This is a genomic window from Pseudomonas sp. MCal1 (assembly GCF_026341415.1).
In the GTDB taxonomy this organism is placed as follows: domain Bacteria; phylum Pseudomonadota; class Gammaproteobacteria; order Pseudomonadales; family Pseudomonadaceae; genus Aquipseudomonas.
In genome coordinates this window covers 25224-44489 of the sequence record NZ_JAKUMP010000009.1, presented here as the reverse complement: position 1 = coordinate 44489, position 19266 = coordinate 25224, and the positions used below count along the sequence as shown (strand labels likewise).

Below are 19266 nucleotides of genomic sequence, written 5' to 3'. Positions count from 1 at the left end.
TGCCTGAACCTCGCTACCGCCTTTCGAACACCTTCCAGAGGCCTGTGTAGCAGAAAATGCGGGCACAGGCCTCGGGCTGACGACAACCGGTCTGACCGGCCGCGGTTTACTGTGACTTTCTGACCCGCAGATACCACTCGGAAAGCAGTCGTACCTGTTTGTCGGTGTAGCCGCGTTCGACCATTCGTGTAACGAAGTCGTTGTGTTTCTGTTGATCCTCTTTGCTGGCCTTGGCATTGAAGCTGATGACTGGCAGCAGGTCCTCGGTGTTCGAGAACATTTTCTTCTCGATAACCACCCGCAGTTTTTCGTAGCTGAGCCAGGTCGGGTTCTTGCCGTTGTTGTTGGCCCGGGCGCGCAATACGAAGTTGACGATTTCGTTGCGGAAATCCTTCGGATTGCTGATACCGGCCGGTTTCTCGATTTTTTCCAGCTCCTCGTTGAGGGCGACGCGGTTGAGGATCTCGCCGGTTTCCGGATCGCGGTATTCCTGATCCTGAATCCAGAAGTCCGCATACAGCACGTAGCGGTCGAAGATGTTCTGGCCGTACTCGCTGTAGGACTCGAGGTAGGCGGTCTGGATCTCCTTGCCGATAAATTCGATATAACGCGGCGCCAGGTACTCTTTCAGGTAGCGCAGATAGCGTTCGCGGGTTTCGGCCTGGAACTGTTCCTGTTCGATCTGCTGTTCCAGCACATAGAGCAGGTGTACCGGGTTGGCAGCGATTTCATGCGGATCGAAGTTGAATACCTTGGACAGGATCTTGAACGCAAACCGGGTCGACAGACCGTTCATGCCTTCATCGACGCCCGCTGCATCGCGGTATTCCTGGATCGACTTGGCCTTCGGATCGGTGTCCTTGAGGTTTTCGCCGTCATACACGCGCATCTTGGAGTAGATGTTGGAGTTTTCCGGCTCTTTCAGGCGCGACAGTACGGTGAACTGCGCGAGCATCTTCAGGGTATCCGGCGCGCAATGCGCCTTGGACAGTGAGCTGTTGAACAGCAGCTTGTCGTAGATCTTCACCTCGTCACTGACCCGCAGGCAGTACGGCACCTTGACGATGTAGATCCGGTCGATGAAGGCTTCGTTGTTCTTGTTGTTGCGGAAGGTGTGCCACTCCGATTCGTTGGAGTGGGCTAGCAGAATCCCGGTGAACGGAATCGCGCCGAGGCCTTCGGTACTGTTGTAGTTGCCTTCTTGCGTGGCGGTCAGCAATGGATGGAGCACCTTGATCGGTGCCTTGAACATTTCGACGAATTCCATCAGGCCCTGGTTGGCCCGGCACAGCGCACCGGAGTAGCTGTAGGCGTCGGCGTCGTTCTGCGGGAATTCTTCGAGTTTGCGGATATCGACCTTGCCCACCAGCGCGGAAATGTCCTGGTTGTTTTCGTCACCCGGTTCGGTCTTGGCGACGGCGATCTGGTTGAGAATCGACGGGTACAGCTTGACCACGCGGAACTGGCTGATGTCGCCGCCGAATTCGGCCAGACGCTTGGTGGCCCAAGGCGACATGATGGTGTTCAGGTAGCGCCGTGGAATGCCGAAGTCCTCTTCGAGGATCGCGCCATCTTCGGTGGCGTTGAACAGACCCAGTGGCGATTCGAATACCGGCGAGCCCTTGATGGCATAGAAGGGCACTTTTTCCATCAGTTGTTTCAGCTTCTCGGCCAGGGACGATTTACCGCCGCCGACGGGGCCGAGCAGATAGAGGATCTGTTTCTTCTCTTCCAGGCCTTGGGCCGCATGGCGGAAATACGACACGATCTGGTCAATGCATTCTTCCATCCCGTGGAAGTCTTCAAAGGCCGGATAGCGACGGATCACCTTGTTGGAAAAGATTCGCGACAGCCTCGAATTGGTCGAGGTGTCGAGCAATTCCGGTTCGCCGATGGCCATTAACAGACGCTCGGCGGCGGAAACGTAGGCACTGCGATCCTTTTTGCACAGTTCCAGGTACTCCTGCAGGGAGAATTCTTCCTGGCGTGTGGACTCGAAGCGTTGTTGGAAGTGGCTAAAGATACTCATGACGTCACCTCGCTCGATACGTGGAGCCGACGCCGGATCACTCAGTCGATGCTGGCAAGCAGCTGCAATGGCAGCTGTTGTTTACCCCCCAGAACCCTTCCACGATCGAAAATCGCGAAAGTCACTCCCGATGACCCGTGCGCCGGTGTACCGGCTCTCCCCTGTTTTGGATGGCCTGGGCTTAAGGATAGTTGGGAATTCGGGAGGTAAAGGCGAGATACGTAATTAGTTGTGGCAGACCGTTCGTCTGCCACCGCGCGAGCCCACGGGAGCCGGGGCTTGCACGTTACAAAAAAATTATTCGGAGGTGCCTTGCGCGGTTTCCGACGGAAAAGTCGTACGCCACAGTTCGAAGCCGCCGTCCATGCTGTAGACGTCGGAGAAGCCCTGGCTCACAAGATACGCGGCGGCACTCTGGCTCGAGTTGCCGTGGTAGCAGACTACGACGGTGGGGGCATCGAGGTCGGCGCCCTGAATGAAAGCATGGAGGGAATGATTGTCCAGATGCTTCGAGCCGCTGATGTGCAGTGCGGCAAATGTTGCCGGGTCACGGACGTCGACGACCACCGCGCCTTGCTCGCGCAGGGCCTGGGCCTGTTCCGGTGGGATACGTTTGAATTCGCTCATGGCGGGCTCCTGTGGCTCGGCTGAAATCGCAGTCTAGCGCGGGGCGCTGACGGGAGAAGATTCGGTGATCAGTGGCGCGACGGTGGGCAGGACGGCCCCGTGGTCGTCGCATTTGCATGACAGGCGTTCGCCGCTGTCGACGTTCATCAGGGTCAGGCTGCCGCCCCACACGCAACCGGTGTCCAGGGCTGAAATGCCTGGCTCGAGCACGTTGCCTTCCAGCGCCGCCCAGTGACCGAAGATGATCCGCAGGCCGCGGGTCTTGCGCTCCTTGTGCTGGAACCAGGGTTTGTAGCCCGCTGGCGCGGTGTCGAGGCCTTCCTTGGTCTTGAGGTCGAGCTTGCCTTCGGCTGTGCAGAAACGCATGCGGGTGAAGTAATTGGTGATGACTCGCAGGCGTGTCACGCCTTTCAGGCCGCTGTCCCATTTCGCCGGCTCATTGCCGTACATGCCGTCGAGGAAGAGCGGAAGCAGGTTGTCATCACGCAGCGCAGTCTCGACTTCTTCAGCGTACTTGAGCGCCTTGCGCAGCGACCATTGCGGCGCAATGCCCGCGTGCACCATGGCCACTTCGCGCTGCTCGTCGTAGTGCATGAGTTTCTGCTGGCGCAGCCATTCCATCAGGTCGGCGCAGTCGGGCGCTTCAAGGATTTCACGCAGCGTGTCGGATTTTTTCATCCGCTCGATGTTCTTCGCCGCTGCAAGCAGGTGCAGATCGTGATTGCCGAGGACGCAGACCAGGGAGTCGCGCATGCCATAAAGGAAGCGCAGGGTTTCCAGTGACTGCGGGCCGCGGTTGACCAGATCGCCGACCAGCCACAGGCGATCCAGGGCCGGGTCGAACGCGACCTGTTTGAGCAGGCACTTGAGCGGTTCGAGGCAGCCTTGAAGGTCGCCGACGGCATACGTCGCCATCAGTGCAGCGCTCCGGGAACGGCGAGGCGAAAGGGCTTGATGATCGCATCGAAATGCTTGCCGTCGTCGGCGACCATTTCGTAGCTGCCTTGCATGGTGCCGACCTTGGTGGTCATCACCGTGCCACTGCTGTAGGTGTGGCTTTTGCCAGCGCCGATCAGCGGTTGCTGGCCGACCACACCGGCGCCGCGCACTTCTTCGACATGCCCGTCGCCATCGGTGATGACCCAATGGCGCGACATCAGGCGGGCCGGTTGCTCGCCATTGTTCTGCACGGTGATGGTGTAGGCGAAGGCAAAGCGCTCGTGCTCGGGTTGCGATTGGTCTGCCAGATAGTGGGTAACGACACTGACATCGACCTGGTAGCGAGGATCGGACATGCAAAAGGCCTTAAAAACGAAGCGGGACGCGGGGCGTAGCTGATTGGGGTTCAGTCTAGGCAAGTATCGGGCAGTAGACCAGAGTCGGGGTTCCGCCCGATAGCGATGATTACCGGTCAGTCGGCTTCAGGCGCTTTCCCCGGCTGTTCGGCGAGCTTGTCAGCCAAACGCACAAACGCGGCCAGGTCGAGTTGCTCGGGGCGCAGGCTGCCATCGACGCCGGCGGCTTCGATCTCGGCGTTGCTCAGTAACTGCTTGAGGGTGTTGCGCAAGGTCTTGCGACGCTGGTTGAAGGCTTCGCGTACCACGCGCTCGAGCAGGCGATGATCCTTGGCGGGATGCGGCAGCACCGCGTGCGGTACCAGGCGGACGATCGCCGAGTCGACTTTCGGCGGCGGATTGAATGCGCCCGGGCCGACGTTAAACAGGTGTTCGACCCGGCAGTGGTACTGAACCATGATCGACAGACGGCCCCAATCGCCGCCGCCAGGACCTGCGGCCAGACGTTCGACCACTTCCTTCTGCAACATGAAGTGCATGTCGCGGATGATGCCGGCGTTGTTCAGCAGGTGGAAAATCAGCGGCGTGGAGATGTTGTACGGCAGGTTGCCGACCACGCGCAGGCTGTTCGGCGCAGCGTTCAGGCTGTTGAAGTCGAACTTCAGCGCATCGCCCTGATGCAGGTTGAAATTGCTCTTGCCGGCGAACTGCTGGTTGAGGATCGGGATCAGGTCCTTGTCCAGCTCCACCACGTCCAGCTGGGCACCGGAGTTGAGGATGCCGGCGGTCAATGCGCCCTGGCCCGGTCCGATTTCCAGCATGCGGTCGCCGGCCTTGGCACTGATGGAGCGCAGGATGCGGTCGATGACGCCGGCATCGTGCAGGAAGTTCTGGCCAAAGCGTTTGCGCGCCTTGTGTTGGTATTGCTCGGTCATAAACGGGTCTCGGCCATCTGGTAGGCGGTTTCCAGGGCGACTTGCAGGCTGCCGGTGTCGATCTTGCCGCTGCCGGCCAGATCCAGGGCAGTGCCATGGTCGACCGACGTGCGAATGATCGGCAGGCCCAGGGTCACATTGACCGCTGCGCCGAAGCCTTTGTATTTCAGCACGGGCAGGCCCTGGTCGTGGTACATCGCCAGCACCGCGTCGCAGTGCTCCAGATATTTGGGGGTAAACAGAGTGTCGGCAGGCAGCGGGCCACGAAGGTCCATGCCCTCGCCGCGCAGGCGCTCCAATGTGGGTTCGATGATGTCGATTTCTTCATGGCCCAGATGACCGCCTTCACCGGCGTGCGGGTTGAGTCCGCAGACCAGGATGCGCGGTTGGGCGATGCCGAATTTTTGTTGCAGATCGGCGTGCAGAATCCGCGTGACCCGTTCCAGCCGCTCCGGCGTGATCGCATCGGCGATGTCGCGCAAGGGCAGGTGAGTGGTGACCAGCGCCACGCGCAAACCGCGGGTGGCGAGCATCATCACCACTTGGGCGGTGTGGGTCAGGTCGGCGAGAAATTCGGTGTGACCGGAAAACGCGATGCCCGACTCGTTGATTACACCCTTGTGAACCGGAGCGGTGATCATCCCGGCGAAGTCACCGTTCAGGCAACCATTGCCGGCGCGGGTCAGGGTTTCGAGGACGAATGCGGCGTTGGCCTTGTCCAGTTGCCCGGCGACCACGGGGGCGCTGAGCGGAGTATCCCAGACGTACAGGCTGTTGGCGGGCGCCGGAGCGTCCGGCCAGTTGTCAGGTGTCACTTCCAGCAAGCTGACAGCCAGCCCCAGCTGCGCGGCCCGCTCCTGGAGCAGGTCGCGGCTGCTGATGGCAATCAGGGGATGTGGCTGGGCTTGCGAGGCGAGCAGCAGGCACAGGTCGGGACCGATGCCGGCTGGTTCGCCGGGTGTCAGCGCGAAACGCTTGGGTTTCACTGCGCTGCCTGGTCTGCACCAGGGAGTTTGATCTCTACGTACGCTTCGTCACGGATCTGACGCAGCCAGGTTTGCAGCTCTTCGTCGTATTTGCGGTTACGCAATACGGTCATCGCCTGCTGCTCGCGGGCCTGTTCGGTGCTGTCGGTGGCGCGACGGCCAAGGACTTCCAGAACGTGCCAGCCGTACTGGGTCTGGAACGGCTTGGACAGCTGACCCTGCGGGGACTTGGCCATCACAGCGCGGAATTCCGGTACCAGTGCGTTCGGGTCGATCCAGTTCAGGTCGCCGCCGTTAAGAGCGGACCCCGGGTCTTCCGAATATTTTTTCGCCAGTTCAGCGAAGTCTTCGCCAGCTTCGATGCGGTTATAGAGCGACTGAGCCAGTTCCTTGGTCTTGGCTTCGTCGCGAACCGGACTTGGCTTGACCAGAATGTGACGCACATGCACTTCGTCGCGCATCTGGCTTCCACCGCCGCGTTTTTCCAGCAGCTTCAGGATGATGAAACCGCCCGGAGTGCGTGCCGGTTGAGTGATGTCACCCGGCGACATGGCGCTCAGTTCGCGATCGAACGGCGGTGGCAATTGAGCGGCTTTACGCCAGCCCATATCGCCGCCTTCCAGCGCGTTGTCACTGGCGGAGTTGGCCACGGCCATCTGGCCGAAATCAGCACCTTGCTTGAGCTGCTGGTAAACCTCCATCGCCTTGCGTGCTGCACTCTGAATCGCTTCGGAGTTGGCGCTTTCCGGGGTCGGGATCAGGATGTTGGCCAGGTGCAGCTCTTCGGACAGTTGCATCTTGCCCAGGTCGGAGGCGAGGAAGTTCTTCACTTCCTGTTCCGATACCTGAATGCGCTCGGCCACGCGGCGCTGACGCACACGGCTGATGACCATTTCGCGGCGGATCTGCTCGCGAGCATCCTCATAGGACAGGCCATCACGGGACAGCGCGACGCGGAACTGCTCCGGGGTCATGTTGTTGCGCTGGGCAATGGTGCCGACTGCCTGGTTCAGCTCTTCATCGGTGATGCGAATACCGGAACGTTCGCCGATCTGCAGTTGCAGATTTTCGATAATCAGGCGCTCGAGCACCTGCTGATCCAGTACGCCCGGAGGCGGCAAGCCGCCGCCACGCTTGGCGATGGTTTGCTGAACTTCGTGGACACGCTGGTCCAGCTGGCTCTGCATGACCACGTCGTTGTCGACGATGGCCACCACTTTGTCGATGGGCTGTACCGCGGCGTTGGCCGCGGTACCCAGGAACAGCGCGCCCAGCATCAGCGGGCGCAGACAATCAGAAAGCTTGGTCTTCACGTTGACGATAACCTTGGATGCCTTTGTCGAGGAAGCTCTCTACCTTGGCGCCAGTGAGGCCGCCGAGTCCCTTCAGAACAATTTGGAGGAAGACGCCGTGGTCGCCTTTTTCGTTTTCCGGGGCGTTCTGACTGAACTCGTCATAGCTGACCCAGTAACGGTTGATCAGGCGCAGTTTCCAGCAGCAGTTGTCATATTCGAAACCACCGAAGGCTTCCAGCGTGCGATTGCGGTTGTAGTCGTACTGCCAGCGGCTGATCGCGCTCCACTGCGGAACGATCGGCCAGATGACCGAGAAGTCATGCTGCTGGATCTTGTAGTAGTCCTTCACGTAGCCAGGCTGGCCCGGAGTGCCGTAGTCACCACCACCCACCGACCATTTACCGGTGTTCTGGTCGTAACGGACCTGGTCGTTGCGATAGCGATAGCCGACGTTGACCACCTTGTTCGGGTTGTCTTCAGGCTGGTAGTGGAACATCGCGCTGCCTGAACGAGGGCTGCGGCTGTCCGGATCCCAGTTGTAATCGGCAGTGGTGCGCCAGTCGCGGTTCCAGCGGTATTCGTATTCCAGGGCGTACGGGGAAACGCTGGATTTTGCGTCGTCGCGATCATTGAACGCGATGCCTGGCAATTGAACCTTGCGATCCTTGAAGTACAGCGCCTGGCCGACGCTGATGCGTTGACGTTCGAAGCCGTCATCTTCGATCCAGCGACTGGTCACGCCCAGCGACAGCTTGTTCTCGTCGCCGACACGGTCGGAGCCGGAGAAGCGGTTGTCGCGGAACAACGAGGCGTAGTTAAAGGTGTACTCGCTGGTGTCGAATACCGGAATGTCCGACTGGTCTTTCTCTGGTACATAGAGATAGAACAGGCGTGGCTCTAGAGTCTGACGGTAGTCCTTGCCGAACCATTGGGTGTTGCGGTCGAAGTAGAGGCCGCCGTCGATACTGGCAATTGGCACGCCACGGCTCTGGCTGCTGCCGAACTTTTCATCGGCCAGCAACGTACTTTTACCTCGCTGATCCAGATCAAGCTGATACTGGGTGTATTGGTACTTGAGCGATGGCTTCAAGAACCCATAAGTCCAGTTCATCGGCAGGCTGACACCTGGTTTCAGATTCAGACGATCGCCATTGGCGCGAGCGAGGCCGACCACGTTGTTGTCGAGGCGAGGCTCGACAGTGCCGTCTTCATTCACGAAGTCGCCGTTTTTCAGATCGCGATCAAACCGGACGATCTCGGTCTCGTAATCGAAATTCAGGCCTTCCGGGTGATACGGCAGCTGACCATTGAAGGTGATCTGCGGCAGGCGGTCATACGGCGTGATGTTCGATACGGTCGCCAGCTGGTACGCCTGGGCATTCAAGCGGGCGGTGTAGCTGTCGCCACGGTAGGTAACCGAGCCCTGCTGGTTCACGTAGTCGGCGCTTTTCACGCCGATCTGGTCGGTCTGCAGATCCTGGAAGTAATACGGATCGCTGATTTTGGTGTAATCCACCTGGGTGAACACGCGGGAGTCCAGACCACCCTTGTGTTGCCAGTTGTACATGTAGCGAGTCTTGTCGTAGTCGGTCTGGCCCTTGCGTTCGTCGTCCTCGTCGTTGAGGTACGCCGCACCGAACTGGCCTTCGCTCGACTTGGTCAGATAGCGGAACTCGCCTTCCATCAGCATGCCGCGCTTGCTCATGTAGCGCGGGTACAACGTGGCATCGTAATTCGGTGCCAGGTTGAAGTAGTACGGGGTGACCAGCATGAAGCCGGTATCGCTGCCGGAGCCGATGGTCGGCGGCAGGAAGCCCGACTGACGACGGTCGTCGATCGGGAAGTAGATATACGGCGTGTACAGGACCGGAATGTCCTTGACCCGCAGCGTCACGTTGGTCGCGGTACCGAAGCCGGTGGCAGGGTTCAGGGTGATGTTGTTGCCCTTGAGCTGCCAGGCGTTGCTGTTCGGTTCGCACGTGGTGTACGTGCCGTCCTTCAGACGGATGATCGCGTTCTCGGCACGCTTGGCGTACAGCGCGTTACCGCGGATGCGCGACTTGTGCATCACGTATTCGGCGTTGTCGACCTTGGCTTCACCGGTGTCGAGCTGCACATCGGCGTGGTCGCCGACGATCAGCGCGCCGTTGTCGCGAATGCGCACGTTGCCGGCCAGTTCGCCACGGCTTTCGGCCTGATACAGGTTGGCCTCGTCGGCTTCGACCTGCATGCTGCCCTGACGCATGACCACGTCACCGGCCAGACTCGCGACCTGCGAATCCTGCTGATAACGCGACGCCTTGGCACCGATGAAGGTCGGCGCGTCACTTTTATTCGTCTTGTCATTCATGCCAGGACGAATCGGTTCGATATAGGAACCAGAGCAGTAAGGACCGGTCTCGGCCAATTGGGCGGCGGTGAGCTTCTCGCGCGGAACCCAGTCGAGGTGACTGTAGTCTTCGCTACGGGATTTCAGGCCACGGCCCTTGGATTCGGTAACCAGTACCGGCTTGGGCCCGGACTCGGCGGTGGAACCGCTCTCGGCCGGTGCTTCGCCGGCGGCGCTGACGGCACTGCCGTCATGCACGGGACGCGGCGGCAAGGCAGCGGCCGGTGTCTTCGGCGAGCAGGCCCAGCCACCCGTTGCCGAGACGGCGCAGTCATACTGCTCGGCGGCAACAACGAATGAACTGGCCAGAGGTTGCATAGCCAGCAGACTGCCGGTTACCAACAACGGAAATTTTTTACGAAACGCGGGGGATTTCAATGCCATCTTATTAGTCCGGGCTTCCTGCGTGCCATCTGCCCGCGGTGTGGGCCGCACGCCTCTCGATGGTCTGAAAAAGATGCTGGATAATAAAGCATGACCCGCTTGACGGCTAGCGCCGTCGGAGACCCTTGCAATGCCTGATCAAGATGTACGCTTGCAACACCTGAAAGTTTGGCTCGATGAACAGTTGGCAATCCTTTTCGCAGATCAGGGCTGGGGAGCCGTACCCCCGGCCACATTGACCGCGGCCAGCAGCGACGCGAGTTTCCGCCGCTATTTCCGCTGGGAAGGCGCGGGTCGCAGCTTCGTCGTGATGGACGCACCGCCGCCGCAGGAAAACTGCAAACCGTTCGTGGATATCGCCTTTTTGCTGGCGAAATCCGGCATCAACGTGCCGAAAATTTATGCCGAAGACCTCGAACGCGGGTTTCTTTTGCTCAATGACCTGGGCAACAAGACCTATCTGGACGTGATCGACAGTGAAAATGCCGACGCATTATTCTGCGATGCCTTGCAAGCGCTGCTGGCTTTTCAGCAGTTGCCGATGGTTGCGCCGCTGCCGAGCTATGACGTCGCGTTGTTGCGCCGCGAGCTGGAGCTGTTCCCCGAGTGGTACGTGAAGCGCGAGCTGGGCGTCGAGTTCGATGCCACCCAACAGCAGCAGTGGCAAAAGGTCAGCGAGCTGCTGATCGACAGCGCCCTGGCCCAGCCGAAAGTGCTGGTGCACCGCGACTACATGCCGCGGAACCTGATGCTCAGCGAACCGAATCCCGGCGTGCTGGATTTCCAGGACGCCGTGTATGGTCCGGTGACCTACGACGTGACTTGCCTGTTCAAGGACGCATTCCTCAGCTGGCCGGAAGAACGTGTGCGCGGCTGGCTGGAAAGCTACTGGCAGCAGGCGTCGGCGCTGAACATCCCGGTGCAGCCGGACTTCGAAGAGTTCCTGCGCGCCAGCGATCTGATGGGCGTGCAGCGCCATCTGAAAGTCATCGGCATCTTCGCCCGCATCTGCCATCGCGACGGCAAGCCGCGTTACCTGGGTGATGTGCCGCGTTTCTTCTCTTATATAGAAGCGGTCATCGCGCGCCGCCCCGAGCTGGCGGATCTGCAGGCACTGCTCGCCAGCCTGCGTGGTGGAGTGACGGCATGAAGGCAATGATTCTGGCGGCAGGCAAAGGCGAGCGCATGCGCCCGCTGACCCTGACCACTCCCAAGCCGCTGGTGCGAGCCGGGGGCGTGCCGCTGATTGAATATCACCTGCGAGCCCTGGCCGCGGCCGGTTTCAATGAAATCGTGATCAACCATGCCTGGCTCGGACAGCAGATCGAAGATCACTTGGGCGATGGCTCGCGATTCGGCGTGTCGATCCAGTACTCGCCGGAGGGCGAGCCACTGGAAACCGGCGGCGGCATTTTCCGCGCCTTGCCGCTGTTGGGCGATGACGCGTTCCTGGTGGTCAACGGTGACATCTGGACCGATTACGACTTCAGCGTGCTGCATCAGCCGATCACCGGCCTGGCGCATCTGGTGCTGGTAGACAACCCGGACCATCACCCGACAGGCGACTTCACCCTGACCGACGGCCAGGTGAGTGATGGCCAGGCCGATGCGGCAACCCTGACCTACAGCGGCATCGCTGTATTGCATCCGCAGTTGTTCGACGGTTGCAGCGACGGTGCCTTCAAACTGGCGCCGCTGCTGCGTAAAACCATGGCGGACGGGCAGGTGACCGGCGAGCGGCTGAAAGGTCACTGGGTTGATGTCGGAACGCACCAGCGTCTGGCCGAAGCTGAAGCCTTGATAGAAGCGAGTCGCTGATATGTTGTGGCCAGGGACTCTGATTGGAGCCGGAGCGGGTTTTGCTATCGCCAGCATTCCGGGGGCCATGCTGGGTGCTTTGTTGGGGCAGGCGCTGGATCGGCGCCTTCATTTGCAGAGCTGGGGGCATTTGCGGGAAAAACTCGGCGGTCGGCCGATGCTGCGCAACGACGAACTGTTGTTCGTGTTGCTCGGGCGTCTGGCCAAGAGCGACGGGCGGGTCACGGACGGTCACATCCAGCAGGCGCGTCAGGAGATGCGCTCGCTGGAAATGAGCGAGCCGGCACAGCGCCGGGCGATTGCCGCGTTCAATCGCGGCAAGTCCGGCAACGACAATCTGCGCGGTTATCTGCGTCGGTTGAGCGCTCAACCCCATGCGGCTGAAGGCGTGTTGCGCGCCTGCTGGCGAATGGTCTGGGCTGATGGCCGGGCCGGTGTCAGCGAGCGTGAATTGCTGGCGCAGTGGGGCAAGTGGCTGGGCTGGACGACGCACCAGATCCAGGCGTTGGCGGCGGATTATGAGCCGCACAAGCGTCCGATCGTCAGCGCCGCGGTGAGTTATCAGGAGGCGATGCGCCTGCTCGGCGTATCGGCCACCAGCGAACCGGCGCAGATCAAGCGTGCCTACCGACGCCTGCTCAGCCGGCATCACCCGGACAAGGTGGCCGGGACCGGCGCCACGCCGGCGCAGGTGCGCGAGGCCACCGAGAGGACCCGCGAATTGCACAATGCCTACAGGTTGATTCGCGAACGGCGGGATTTTCGCTAGGCGAAAAAAATCGCAGCGTTGGGCTGCGATTTTTTTTGTCTGCGTTTTGACAGTCGGGGCTTTAGTCAGGGCTCTGCGGATTCAACCAGCCACGCACTCGACGGAACAATTGTTCCTGCTCAGCCTTGTTGTCCGGCAAGGCCTTGAGCGCGACCTGACTGAACGCAGACGTCTTCAGCCGCTTGCTCGCCTGCATGCGCTCCAGTGCCGCGTTGCGGTCCAGCGGTTTGTCCATGTAGAAAATATCCGCTGTCGGCAGCTTCAGGGTCGGTGTCAGTTCCACCAGTTCCGGTTTGGCCTTGACCGGGGTCTGCGCGGCCACCAGCACCAGCTTCTCGACCTGTGAGGTCTGGCGCTCACTCAAGTAACGTGCGGCCCAATAAGCGCCGGTGCCATGACCGAGGACGACGATGCTGCGCGCGCTCTGTTGCTCGGCGTAGGCCAGTGCAGCGTCAATGCGAGCGAAGATTCGCTCGGCGTCGGCCTTGGACTGTTCCTCGGTGGATTCAGCAACGACCTTGTCGGCCACCTCGGCTTCGCCGCCGGCGGCTTGTTCAATCGGCTCGGCGGTGGTCGAATCCTTGCTGCCCGGATCGGCGGTTTTCGGTGCAGCGGGGGCTTCGGCTACGCGCGGTGCGATGGTATCGCTTTGCAGATCGGGCAGGGTGATACTCAGGCTGCTCCACTCGACATCCGGCAGCTTGCGGCGCAACGGGCCGATCGCCTGGGGCCAGTCAGCGGTTTCGCCGGCACCGGGAACGAGGATCACCGCGCCTTTGGGTTCGGCGGTGTTGGCCGGTTTCCACAGGGCGAGGAAGGTGTCGCTGCCGGCTTGCAGTTGCTGTTGTTCCTGGGCCGGAACCATGCGCTCGAGTGCCGCGGCTTCTTCCTGACTACGCTCAAGCAGTGGCTGGCGTTCGACCGGTTTTTCTTCGGCGGCTTTTTCTGCGGCGGGAGTGGGCGTCGGATCTGCAGCTTCGACGGAAAACGCGCAAGGCAGGATCAGCGACAGGCACAATGCTGGCATTGCCAGGCGATAGACAGGGGGCATCGGTTATTCCAGGCCAGAAGTTATCCCGGCAGCCTAATGGGTTGGTCAGAATTTGTCAGTGTATGAGACTTCAATGATGCGTTTTTGCTGCCTGTGGGTTATCGGCTGTCTGGCGTTTCCCTTGATGGGTTGGGCGGCGCCTGCGCCACCGAGTCACCTCGCGCGGTTGTCGGCGAGTGAGCAACAGTGGCTCGCACAGCACAACGAATTGCGCGTCGGCCTGGTGTTGCAGGCGCCATACGCGCAATACGACCGACGCTTGCAGCGGCTGTCGGGGGCCAACGTTGAAGTGATGAAGGCATTGGCCAGGGCGCTGAATGTCGAGCTGAGCTGGCGCAATTTTCAGGATCTGGCACAACTGGAGGGCGCTGCCCGGGATGGCGAAATCGACATCGCCCCGGGCCTGACCCAGACTCCGGGAGGGCTGCGTCTGTGGCAGTTTTCCGACCCGTACATGCGTGTGCCGCAATTGGTGGTCAGCGACCAGAAGGGTAGCGCGACGGTGGAGCTGGAAAAACTCGACAGCCAGACCCGCGTCGCCGTGCGCATGCCCGGCGTCACCGCCGATTACCTGCGCGGCAATTATCCGCACCTGAATCTGCAAGGCGTACCGATGGAGCGCCAGGCGCTGCAACTGCTGCTGACTCAGCAGGCGTCCTACGCGGTGGTCGATGAGGCGCAACTCGGGCGGCTGTCGGCGGAACCGGAGTTTGCCGGGCTGGTGGTAGTCGGAGACATCGGTTTGCCGCAGTTGCTGCGCATCGGCACCCGCCGCGACTGGCCAGAGCTGGCCGGAATCGTCGAAAGCGCCCTGCGAGCCATCCCGGCCAAGGATCTGGAGCGCCTGCATGCGCAATGGCTGCAACCCAAGTATCCAAGGCTTTCCGAGTCGCCGGGCTTCTGGCAGAACCTGAGTCTGTTGTTCGCGGTGCTGTTGCTCAGTTGCATGGCCATCGTGTTCTGGCAACGCCGTCAGCAACGCAGTCTTGAGCAACGCCTGCTCGATGCGCGGGAAGACATCGCCCTGCGCGCCGCAAGCGAAGAAGCCCTGCGCCTGACCCAGTTTTCCATCGATCAGAGCACCGTCGGCATTCTCTGGGTCAACTGGGACAGCCATGTGCGTTACGCCAATCGAGCGGCAGAAAACATGCTCGGTTATCCACAGGGCGCCATCATCGACCGGCCGTTGATCGACTTCGAACCGGGCCTGCACATGGATCGCTGGCTCAACCTGTGGAAGCGCGCCCGGGCCAGCGAAGAGGGGCCGCTGAGTTTTGAAACCAATTGTGTTCGGGCCGATGGCAGTGTGCTGCCGGCCGACGTGTCGCTGAGCTTCCTGCGTTTTCGCGATGGCGAGTACCTGGTGGTTTACCTCACCGATGTCACCGAGCGTCGTCGTGCCCTGGCTGCGTTGCAGGAAAGCGAGGCGCGGCTGCAAGGCATCGCGGCCAATGTGCCGGGGCTGGTGTTTCGCCTCGAGCGAGCACCGGTGACCGGGCAGATCGACTTTGCCTACATCAGTGAGGGCAGCGAAAGTCTGGTCGGTTATGCGCCGGCCGCCATCGCCCATCGCGACATGGGCCTGCGCAGTCTGGTGCATCCGGATGACCGGGCCGGTTATCACCAGACCCAGGACCAGGCGCTGGACACCGACAGCGACTGGTCGTGGCAGGGCCGGATCCTCACGCGCCAGGGCGAGCAGCGCTGGGCCGAAATCAAGGCGATCACCCGCCAGCTTGAGGGCGGGTCCTATGTCTGGGACGGCATCGTCTGGGACATCACCGAAAGCAAACGCATCGAACTGGAGCTGGCGGCCTCCCGCGAGCAACTGCGCGAGTTGTCGGCGCATCTGGAAAGCGTGCGGGAAGAAGAAAAGGCGCGGATTGCCCGCGAGGTTCACGATGAGCTGGGACAGATGCTGACGGTGCTGAAACTGGAGACGTCGATGTGCGAACTGGCCTACGCGCAACTCGACCCGGGTCTGAACGAACGGCTGAACAGCATGAAGCGCCTGATCGCCCAGTTGTTCCAGCTGGTGCGCGATGTGGCGACGGCGTTGCGCCCACCGATCCTCGATGCCGGGATCGCCTCGGCGATCGAGTGGCAGGCGCGGCGGTTCGAGGCGCGCACGCACATTCCCTGTCTGGTGCAGGTGCCGGACAATCTGCCGCCGCTCAGCGACGCCAAGGCCATCGGTCTGTTCCGCATTCTTCAGGAGGCGCTGACCAACGTCATGCGCCATGCCCAGGCGCATACTGTGGAGCTGACGCTGACCCAGGAAGGCGACGAATTGTGTCTGACGGTCAGCGATGATGGCGTAGGATTTGTCGCCGCTGCCGGCAGGCCGACGTCCTTTGGACTGGTGGGCATGCGCGAGCGGGTGTTGATCATGGGCGGGCAGCTGTCACTCGACAGCGAGCCGGGCGAGGGCACCACACTGAGCGTGCGGGTGCCACTGGATGAGGAGAAGTAAGTGATCCGTGTACTGGTAGCCGAAGACCACACCATCGTTCGCGAAGGCATCAAGCAATTGATCGGCCTGGCCAGGGATCTGCAGGTGGTGGGGGAGGCGAGCAATGGCGAGCAGTTGCTGGAAACCCTGCGCAATGTGCCCTGCGAAGTGGTGTTGCTGGATATCTCGATGCCCGGAGTCAACGGGCTCGAAGCGATTCCACGGATCCGCGCACTGAGCAGTCCGCCGGCGATTCTGGTGCTGTCGATGCACGACGAAGCGCAGATGGCCGCCCGGGCGCTGAAGGTCGGTGCCGCCGGGTATGCGACCAAGGACAGCGATCCGGCGCTGCTGCTGACGGCGATCCGCAAGGTCGCGGCGGGTGGGCGCTACATTGATCCCGAACTGGCCGACCGCATGGTGTTTGAAGTCGGCCTGACCGATGCGCGACCACTGCACTCATTGCTGTCCGAGCGCGAGTTCTCGGTGTTCGAACGTCTGGCGCAAGGCGCCAACGTCAACGACATCGCCCAGCAACTGGCCCTGAGCAGCAAGACCATCAGCACCCACAAGGCGCGGCTGATGCAGAAACTCAATATCACCTCCCTCGCCGAGCTGGTGAAGTACGCGATGGAACACAAGCTGCTCTGAACCACACCTCTATCCACTGTGGGAGCGAGATTGCTCCCACAAGTTTCTTCATCGATCCTGCGATATTGGGCATATCTGTTAGCGACACGCGCTTTTGCTTGTTATTGAAGCTTGCAGCTCCGCGCTCGTCACTGCTTTATCCATTAACGCCATCCTTGTAGGGCAATCCCTACCCCCGGCCTTCCATCCGGCTGAGGCGATTCTCTCCTGCGCCCCGATTTGCGTGACTGTGAGCAGCCACTAGGCTTAATCCCACAGCAGTCATCAATAACAAAGGTGTGGGTATGAGCCAGGTCGAATCAAACGCAGGGGCCAGCGATGTGCTGGTCAGCTTTCGTGGAGTGCAGAAGAGCTACGACGGCGAGAACCTGATCGTCAAAGACCTCAACCTGGACATCCGCAAGGGCGAATTCCTCACCCTGCTCGGGCCGTCCGGCTCCGGCAAGACCACCAGCCTGATGATGCTCGCCGGTTTCGAAACACCGACCGCCGGTGAAATTCTCCTGGCCGGGCGCGCGATCAACAACGTGCCGCCGCACAAGCGCGACATTGGCATGGTGTTCCAGAACTACGCGCTGTTTCCGCACATGACCGTCGCCGAGAACCTGGCGTTCCCGCTGACCGTGCGTGGCCTGAACAAGAGCGACGTCAGCGACAAGGTCAAGAAAGTCCTGAGCATGGTCCAGCTCGATGCCTTCGCATCGCGTTACCCGGCGCAACTGTCCGGCGGTCAGCAACAGCGTGTGGCGCTGGCCCGCGCGCTGGTGTTCGAGCCGCAACTGGTGCTGATGGACGAACCCCTGGGGGCTCTCGACAAACAACTGCGTGAGCACATGCAGATGGAAATCAAACACCTGCACCAGCGCCTCGGCGTGACCGTGGTCTACGTGACCCACGACCAGGGCGAAGCCCTGACCATGTCCGACCGCGTTGCCGTGTTCCACCAGGGCGAGATCCAGCAGATCGCTCCGCCGCGCACCCTCTACGAAGAACCGAAAAACACTTTCGTCGCCAACTTCATCGGCGAGAACAACCGCCTCAACGGTCGCCTGCTCAGCCAGAACGGCGAGCGCTGCGTGGTCGAGCTGGGGCGTGGGGAAAAGGTCGAGGCACTGGCGGTCAACATCGGCCAGACCGGCGAACCGGTCACCCTGTCGATTCGTCCGGAGCGCGTCAGCCTCAACGGTTCGAGCGACCAATGCGTCAACCGCTTCTCCGGGCGGGTGGCCGAATTCATCTATCTGGGCGACCACGTCCGGGTGCGCCTGGAAGTCTGCGGCAAGACCGACTTCTTCGTGAAACAACCGATTGCCGAGCTCGATCCTGCGCTCGCGGTCGGTGACGTGGTTCCGCTTGGCTGGCAGGTCGAGCACGTTCGTGCACTCGACCCACTTTTAGAGGCGCACTGATCGCCCCGGCAATACCAACACCAACCCTGCACGTGGAGAGAACAATAAATGTTGAGATCCCTGAAGTTCACAGCCCTGACCCTGGGCCTGATGGGTGCGGCAAGCGCAATGGCCGCTGGGCCGGATCTGACTGTGGTGTCGTTTGGCGGGGCGAACAAGGCGGCGCAAGTCAAAGCCTTCTACGCACCGTGGGAAGCGGCGGGCAACGGCAAGATCGTCGCCGGCGAGTACAACGGTGAGATGGCCAAGGTCAAAGCCATGGTCGACACCAAGAGCGTGTCCTGGGATCTGGTAGAGGTTGAATCGCCGGAGCTGTCCCGTGGTTGCGACGAAGACATGTTCGAACAACTGGATCCTGCGCTGTTCGGCAAATCCGAAGATTACGTCAAAGGCGCGATCCAGCCGTGCGGCGTGGGCTTCTTCGTGTGGTCGACCGTGCTGGCCTATAACGCCGACAAGCTGAAAACCGCACCGACCAGCTGGGCGGATTTCTGGGACACCAAAAAATTCCCGGGCAAGCGCGGCCTGCGCAAAGGCGCCAAATACACCCTCGAATTTGCACTGATGGCCGACGGCGTTGCGCCCAAAGACGTGTACAAGGAACTGGCCAGCAAGGGCGGTCAGGATCGCGCGTTCAAGAAGCTCGACGAGCTGAAACCGAACATTCAGTGGTGGGAAGCCGGCGCCCAGCCGCCGCAGTACCTCGCCTCCGGTGACGTGGTCATGAGCTCGGCCTACAACGGTCGTATCGCCGCCGTACAGAAAGAATCCAACCTGAAAGTGGTATGGAACGGCGGTATCTACGACTTTGACGCCTGGGCCATCCCGAAAGGTCTGGACGCCAAGCGCGCCGAAGCGGCGAAGAAGTTCATCGCGTTCTCGGTGCAGCCGCAACAGCAGAAGACCTACTCGGAAAACATCGCCTACGGACCGGCCAACTCCCAGGCCGTGCCGTTGCTGGACAAGGCGATCCTGAAAGACATGCCGACCACCCCGGAAAACATCGCCAACCAGGTGCAGATCGACGTCAGCTTCTGGGCTGACAACGGCGAGCAACTGGAGCAGCGCTTCAATTCCTGGGCTGCGAAGTAACCAGAGGGCTCGCCCTCCTGTGATCGTTCCCACGCTCTGCGTGGGAACGCATCCAGTGACGCTCTGCGTCACAGGGACGCGGAG

General features: G+C 61.1%; 16 protein-coding genes. 7 read left to right on the top strand and 9 right to left on the bottom strand.

What is annotated here, in order from left to right:
• Positions 1-106 precede the first annotated feature (106 nt).
• The 8 genes from MKZ87_RS16060 to MKZ87_RS16025 all read right to left on the bottom strand — a co-directional run bounded on the left by MKZ87_RS16060 (position 107) and on the right by MKZ87_RS16025 (position 9940).
• On the bottom strand, positions 107-2029 hold the full coding sequence (locus MKZ87_RS16060; RefSeq protein ID WP_064599839.1) for a PrkA family serine protein kinase: 1923 nt from the start codon (positions 2027-2029) through the stop codon (positions 107-109).
• A gap of 297 nt (positions 2030-2326) precedes the next feature.
• The gene (gene glpE, locus MKZ87_RS16055; protein WP_085702833.1) at positions 2327-2656 is read right to left on the bottom strand and encodes a thiosulfate sulfurtransferase GlpE; all 330 of its coding nucleotides are present in this window, start codon (positions 2654-2656) and stop codon (positions 2327-2329) included.
• A 33-nt stretch (positions 2657-2689) separates the two neighbouring features.
• Positions 2690-3571: a symmetrical bis(5'-nucleosyl)-tetraphosphatase gene (locus tag MKZ87_RS16050; RefSeq protein WP_085697715.1), complete on the bottom strand. Its 882-nt coding sequence runs from the start codon at positions 3569-3571 to the stop codon at positions 2690-2692.
• Complete coding sequence (apaG, locus tag MKZ87_RS16045; protein WP_011336209.1) at positions 3571-3951, bottom strand: Co2+/Mg2+ efflux protein ApaG; 381 nt, start codon at positions 3949-3951, stop codon at positions 3571-3573. Before apaG ends, MKZ87_RS16050 begins: the two co-directional genes overlap by 1 nt.
• 116 nt (positions 3952-4067) lie before the next feature.
• Positions 4068-4886: a 16S rRNA (adenine(1518)-N(6)/adenine(1519)-N(6))-dimethyltransferase RsmA gene (rsmA, locus tag MKZ87_RS16040; RefSeq protein ID WP_085702832.1), complete on the bottom strand. Its 819-nt coding sequence runs from the start codon at positions 4884-4886 to the stop codon at positions 4068-4070.
• Positions 4883-5872, bottom strand: a complete 990-nt coding sequence (pdxA, locus tag MKZ87_RS16035; protein WP_085702831.1) for a 4-hydroxythreonine-4-phosphate dehydrogenase PdxA — start codon at positions 5870-5872, stop codon at positions 4883-4885. Before pdxA ends, rsmA begins: the two co-directional genes overlap by 4 nt.
• Positions 5869-7185 (bottom strand): peptidylprolyl isomerase, encoded by a 1317-nt coding sequence (locus MKZ87_RS16030; protein WP_139832581.1) that lies wholly within the window; start codon positions 7183-7185, stop codon positions 5869-5871. Before MKZ87_RS16030 ends, pdxA begins: the two co-directional genes overlap by 4 nt.
• Entirely contained in the window at positions 7166-9940 is a 2775-nt protein-coding gene (locus MKZ87_RS16025; RefSeq protein ID WP_085697712.1) for an LPS-assembly protein LptD, read from the bottom strand. Before MKZ87_RS16025 ends, MKZ87_RS16030 begins: the two co-directional genes overlap by 20 nt.
• Before the next feature lie 130 nt (positions 9941-10070).
• On the opposite strand from MKZ87_RS16025, the gene MKZ87_RS16020 reads away from it, so the two are divergent.
• From MKZ87_RS16020 to MKZ87_RS16010, 3 genes are read left to right on the top strand one after another with little or no spacing between them, the layout of a single operon-like run.
• A complete protein-coding gene (locus MKZ87_RS16020) occupies positions 10071-11090 on the top strand; it encodes an aminoglycoside phosphotransferase family protein (protein WP_085702830.1) in 1020 nt (339 codons plus the stop codon).
• Positions 11087-11758, top strand: a complete 672-nt coding sequence (gene murU, locus MKZ87_RS16015; RefSeq protein ID WP_085702829.1) for an N-acetylmuramate alpha-1-phosphate uridylyltransferase MurU — start codon at positions 11087-11089, stop codon at positions 11756-11758. The genes MKZ87_RS16020 and murU overlap by 4 nt, the downstream gene beginning before the upstream one ends.
• A gap of 1 nt (position 11759) precedes the next feature.
• Complete coding sequence (locus MKZ87_RS16010; RefSeq protein ID WP_085697709.1) at positions 11760-12527, top strand: TerB family tellurite resistance protein; 768 nt, start codon at positions 11760-11762, stop codon at positions 12525-12527.
• A 61-nt stretch (positions 12528-12588) separates the two neighbouring features.
• Here the strand turns inward: MKZ87_RS16010 and MKZ87_RS16005 are convergent, their stop codons facing one another.
• Entirely contained in the window at positions 12589-13578 is a 990-nt protein-coding gene (locus MKZ87_RS16005; RefSeq protein WP_085702828.1) for an alpha/beta hydrolase family protein, read from the bottom strand.
• A 73-nt stretch (positions 13579-13651) separates the two neighbouring features.
• Between MKZ87_RS16005 and MKZ87_RS16000 the strand changes: the two genes are divergently transcribed.
• The 4 genes from MKZ87_RS16000 (at position 13652) to MKZ87_RS15985 (ending at position 19182) form a co-directional block, all read left to right on the top strand.
• Positions 13652-16051 carry a PAS domain-containing sensor histidine kinase gene (locus MKZ87_RS16000; protein ID WP_085702827.1) on the top strand — a complete coding sequence of 800 codons (2400 nt, stop codon included), beginning with the start codon at positions 13652-13654 and terminating at the stop codon, positions 16049-16051.
• Entirely contained in the window at positions 16052-16681 is a 630-nt protein-coding gene (locus MKZ87_RS15995) for a response regulator transcription factor (protein ID WP_085697706.1), read from the top strand. It abuts the gene before it with no gap.
• Positions 16682-16965: 284 nt separating this feature from the next.
• On the top strand, positions 16966-18090 hold the full coding sequence (locus MKZ87_RS15990; protein ID WP_007959931.1) for an ABC transporter ATP-binding protein: 1125 nt from the start codon (positions 16966-16968) through the stop codon (positions 18088-18090).
• A 48-nt stretch (positions 18091-18138) separates the two neighbouring features.
• Positions 18139-19182 carry an ABC transporter substrate-binding protein gene (locus MKZ87_RS15985; protein WP_007959933.1) on the top strand — a complete coding sequence of 348 codons (1044 nt, stop codon included), beginning with the start codon at positions 18139-18141 and terminating at the stop codon, positions 19180-19182.
• Positions 19183-19266 lie beyond the last annotated feature (84 nt).

Coding starts and splice junctions, on each gene's coding strand:
- MKZ87_RS16010 (WP_085697709.1), top strand. CDS start 11,760: ATGTTGTGGCCAGGGACTCTGATTGGAGCCGGAGCGGGTTTTGCTATC.
- MKZ87_RS16025 (WP_085697712.1), bottom strand. CDS start 9,940: ATGGCATTGAAATCCCCCGCGTTTCGTAAAAAATTTCCGTTGTTGGTA.
- murU (WP_085702829.1), top strand. CDS start 11,087: ATGAAGGCAATGATTCTGGCGGCAGGCAAAGGCGAGCGCATGCGCCCG.
- MKZ87_RS15990 (WP_007959931.1), top strand. CDS start 16,966: ATGAGCCAGGTCGAATCAAACGCAGGGGCCAGCGATGTGCTGGTCAGC.
- rsmA (WP_085702832.1), bottom strand. CDS start 4,886: ATGACCGAGCAATACCAACACAAGGCGCGCAAACGCTTTGGCCAGAAC.
- MKZ87_RS15985 (WP_007959933.1), top strand. CDS start 18,139: ATGTTGAGATCCCTGAAGTTCACAGCCCTGACCCTGGGCCTGATGGGT.
- MKZ87_RS16050 (WP_085697715.1), bottom strand. CDS start 3,571: ATGGCGACGTATGCCGTCGGCGACCTTCAAGGCTGCCTCGAACCGCTC.
- MKZ87_RS16000 (WP_085702827.1), top strand. CDS start 13,652: ATGATGCGTTTTTGCTGCCTGTGGGTTATCGGCTGTCTGGCGTTTCCC.
- MKZ87_RS16060 (WP_064599839.1), bottom strand. CDS start 2,029: ATGAGTATCTTTAGCCACTTCCAACAACGCTTCGAGTCCACACGCCAG.
- MKZ87_RS16020 (WP_085702830.1), top strand. CDS start 10,071: ATGCCTGATCAAGATGTACGCTTGCAACACCTGAAAGTTTGGCTCGAT.
- glpE (WP_085702833.1), bottom strand. CDS start 2,656: ATGAGCGAATTCAAACGTATCCCACCGGAACAGGCCCAGGCCCTGCGC.
- apaG (WP_011336209.1), bottom strand. CDS start 3,951: ATGTCCGATCCTCGCTACCAGGTCGATGTCAGTGTCGTTACCCACTAT.
- MKZ87_RS16005 (WP_085702828.1), bottom strand. CDS start 13,578: ATGCCCCCTGTCTATCGCCTGGCAATGCCAGCATTGTGCCTGTCGCTG.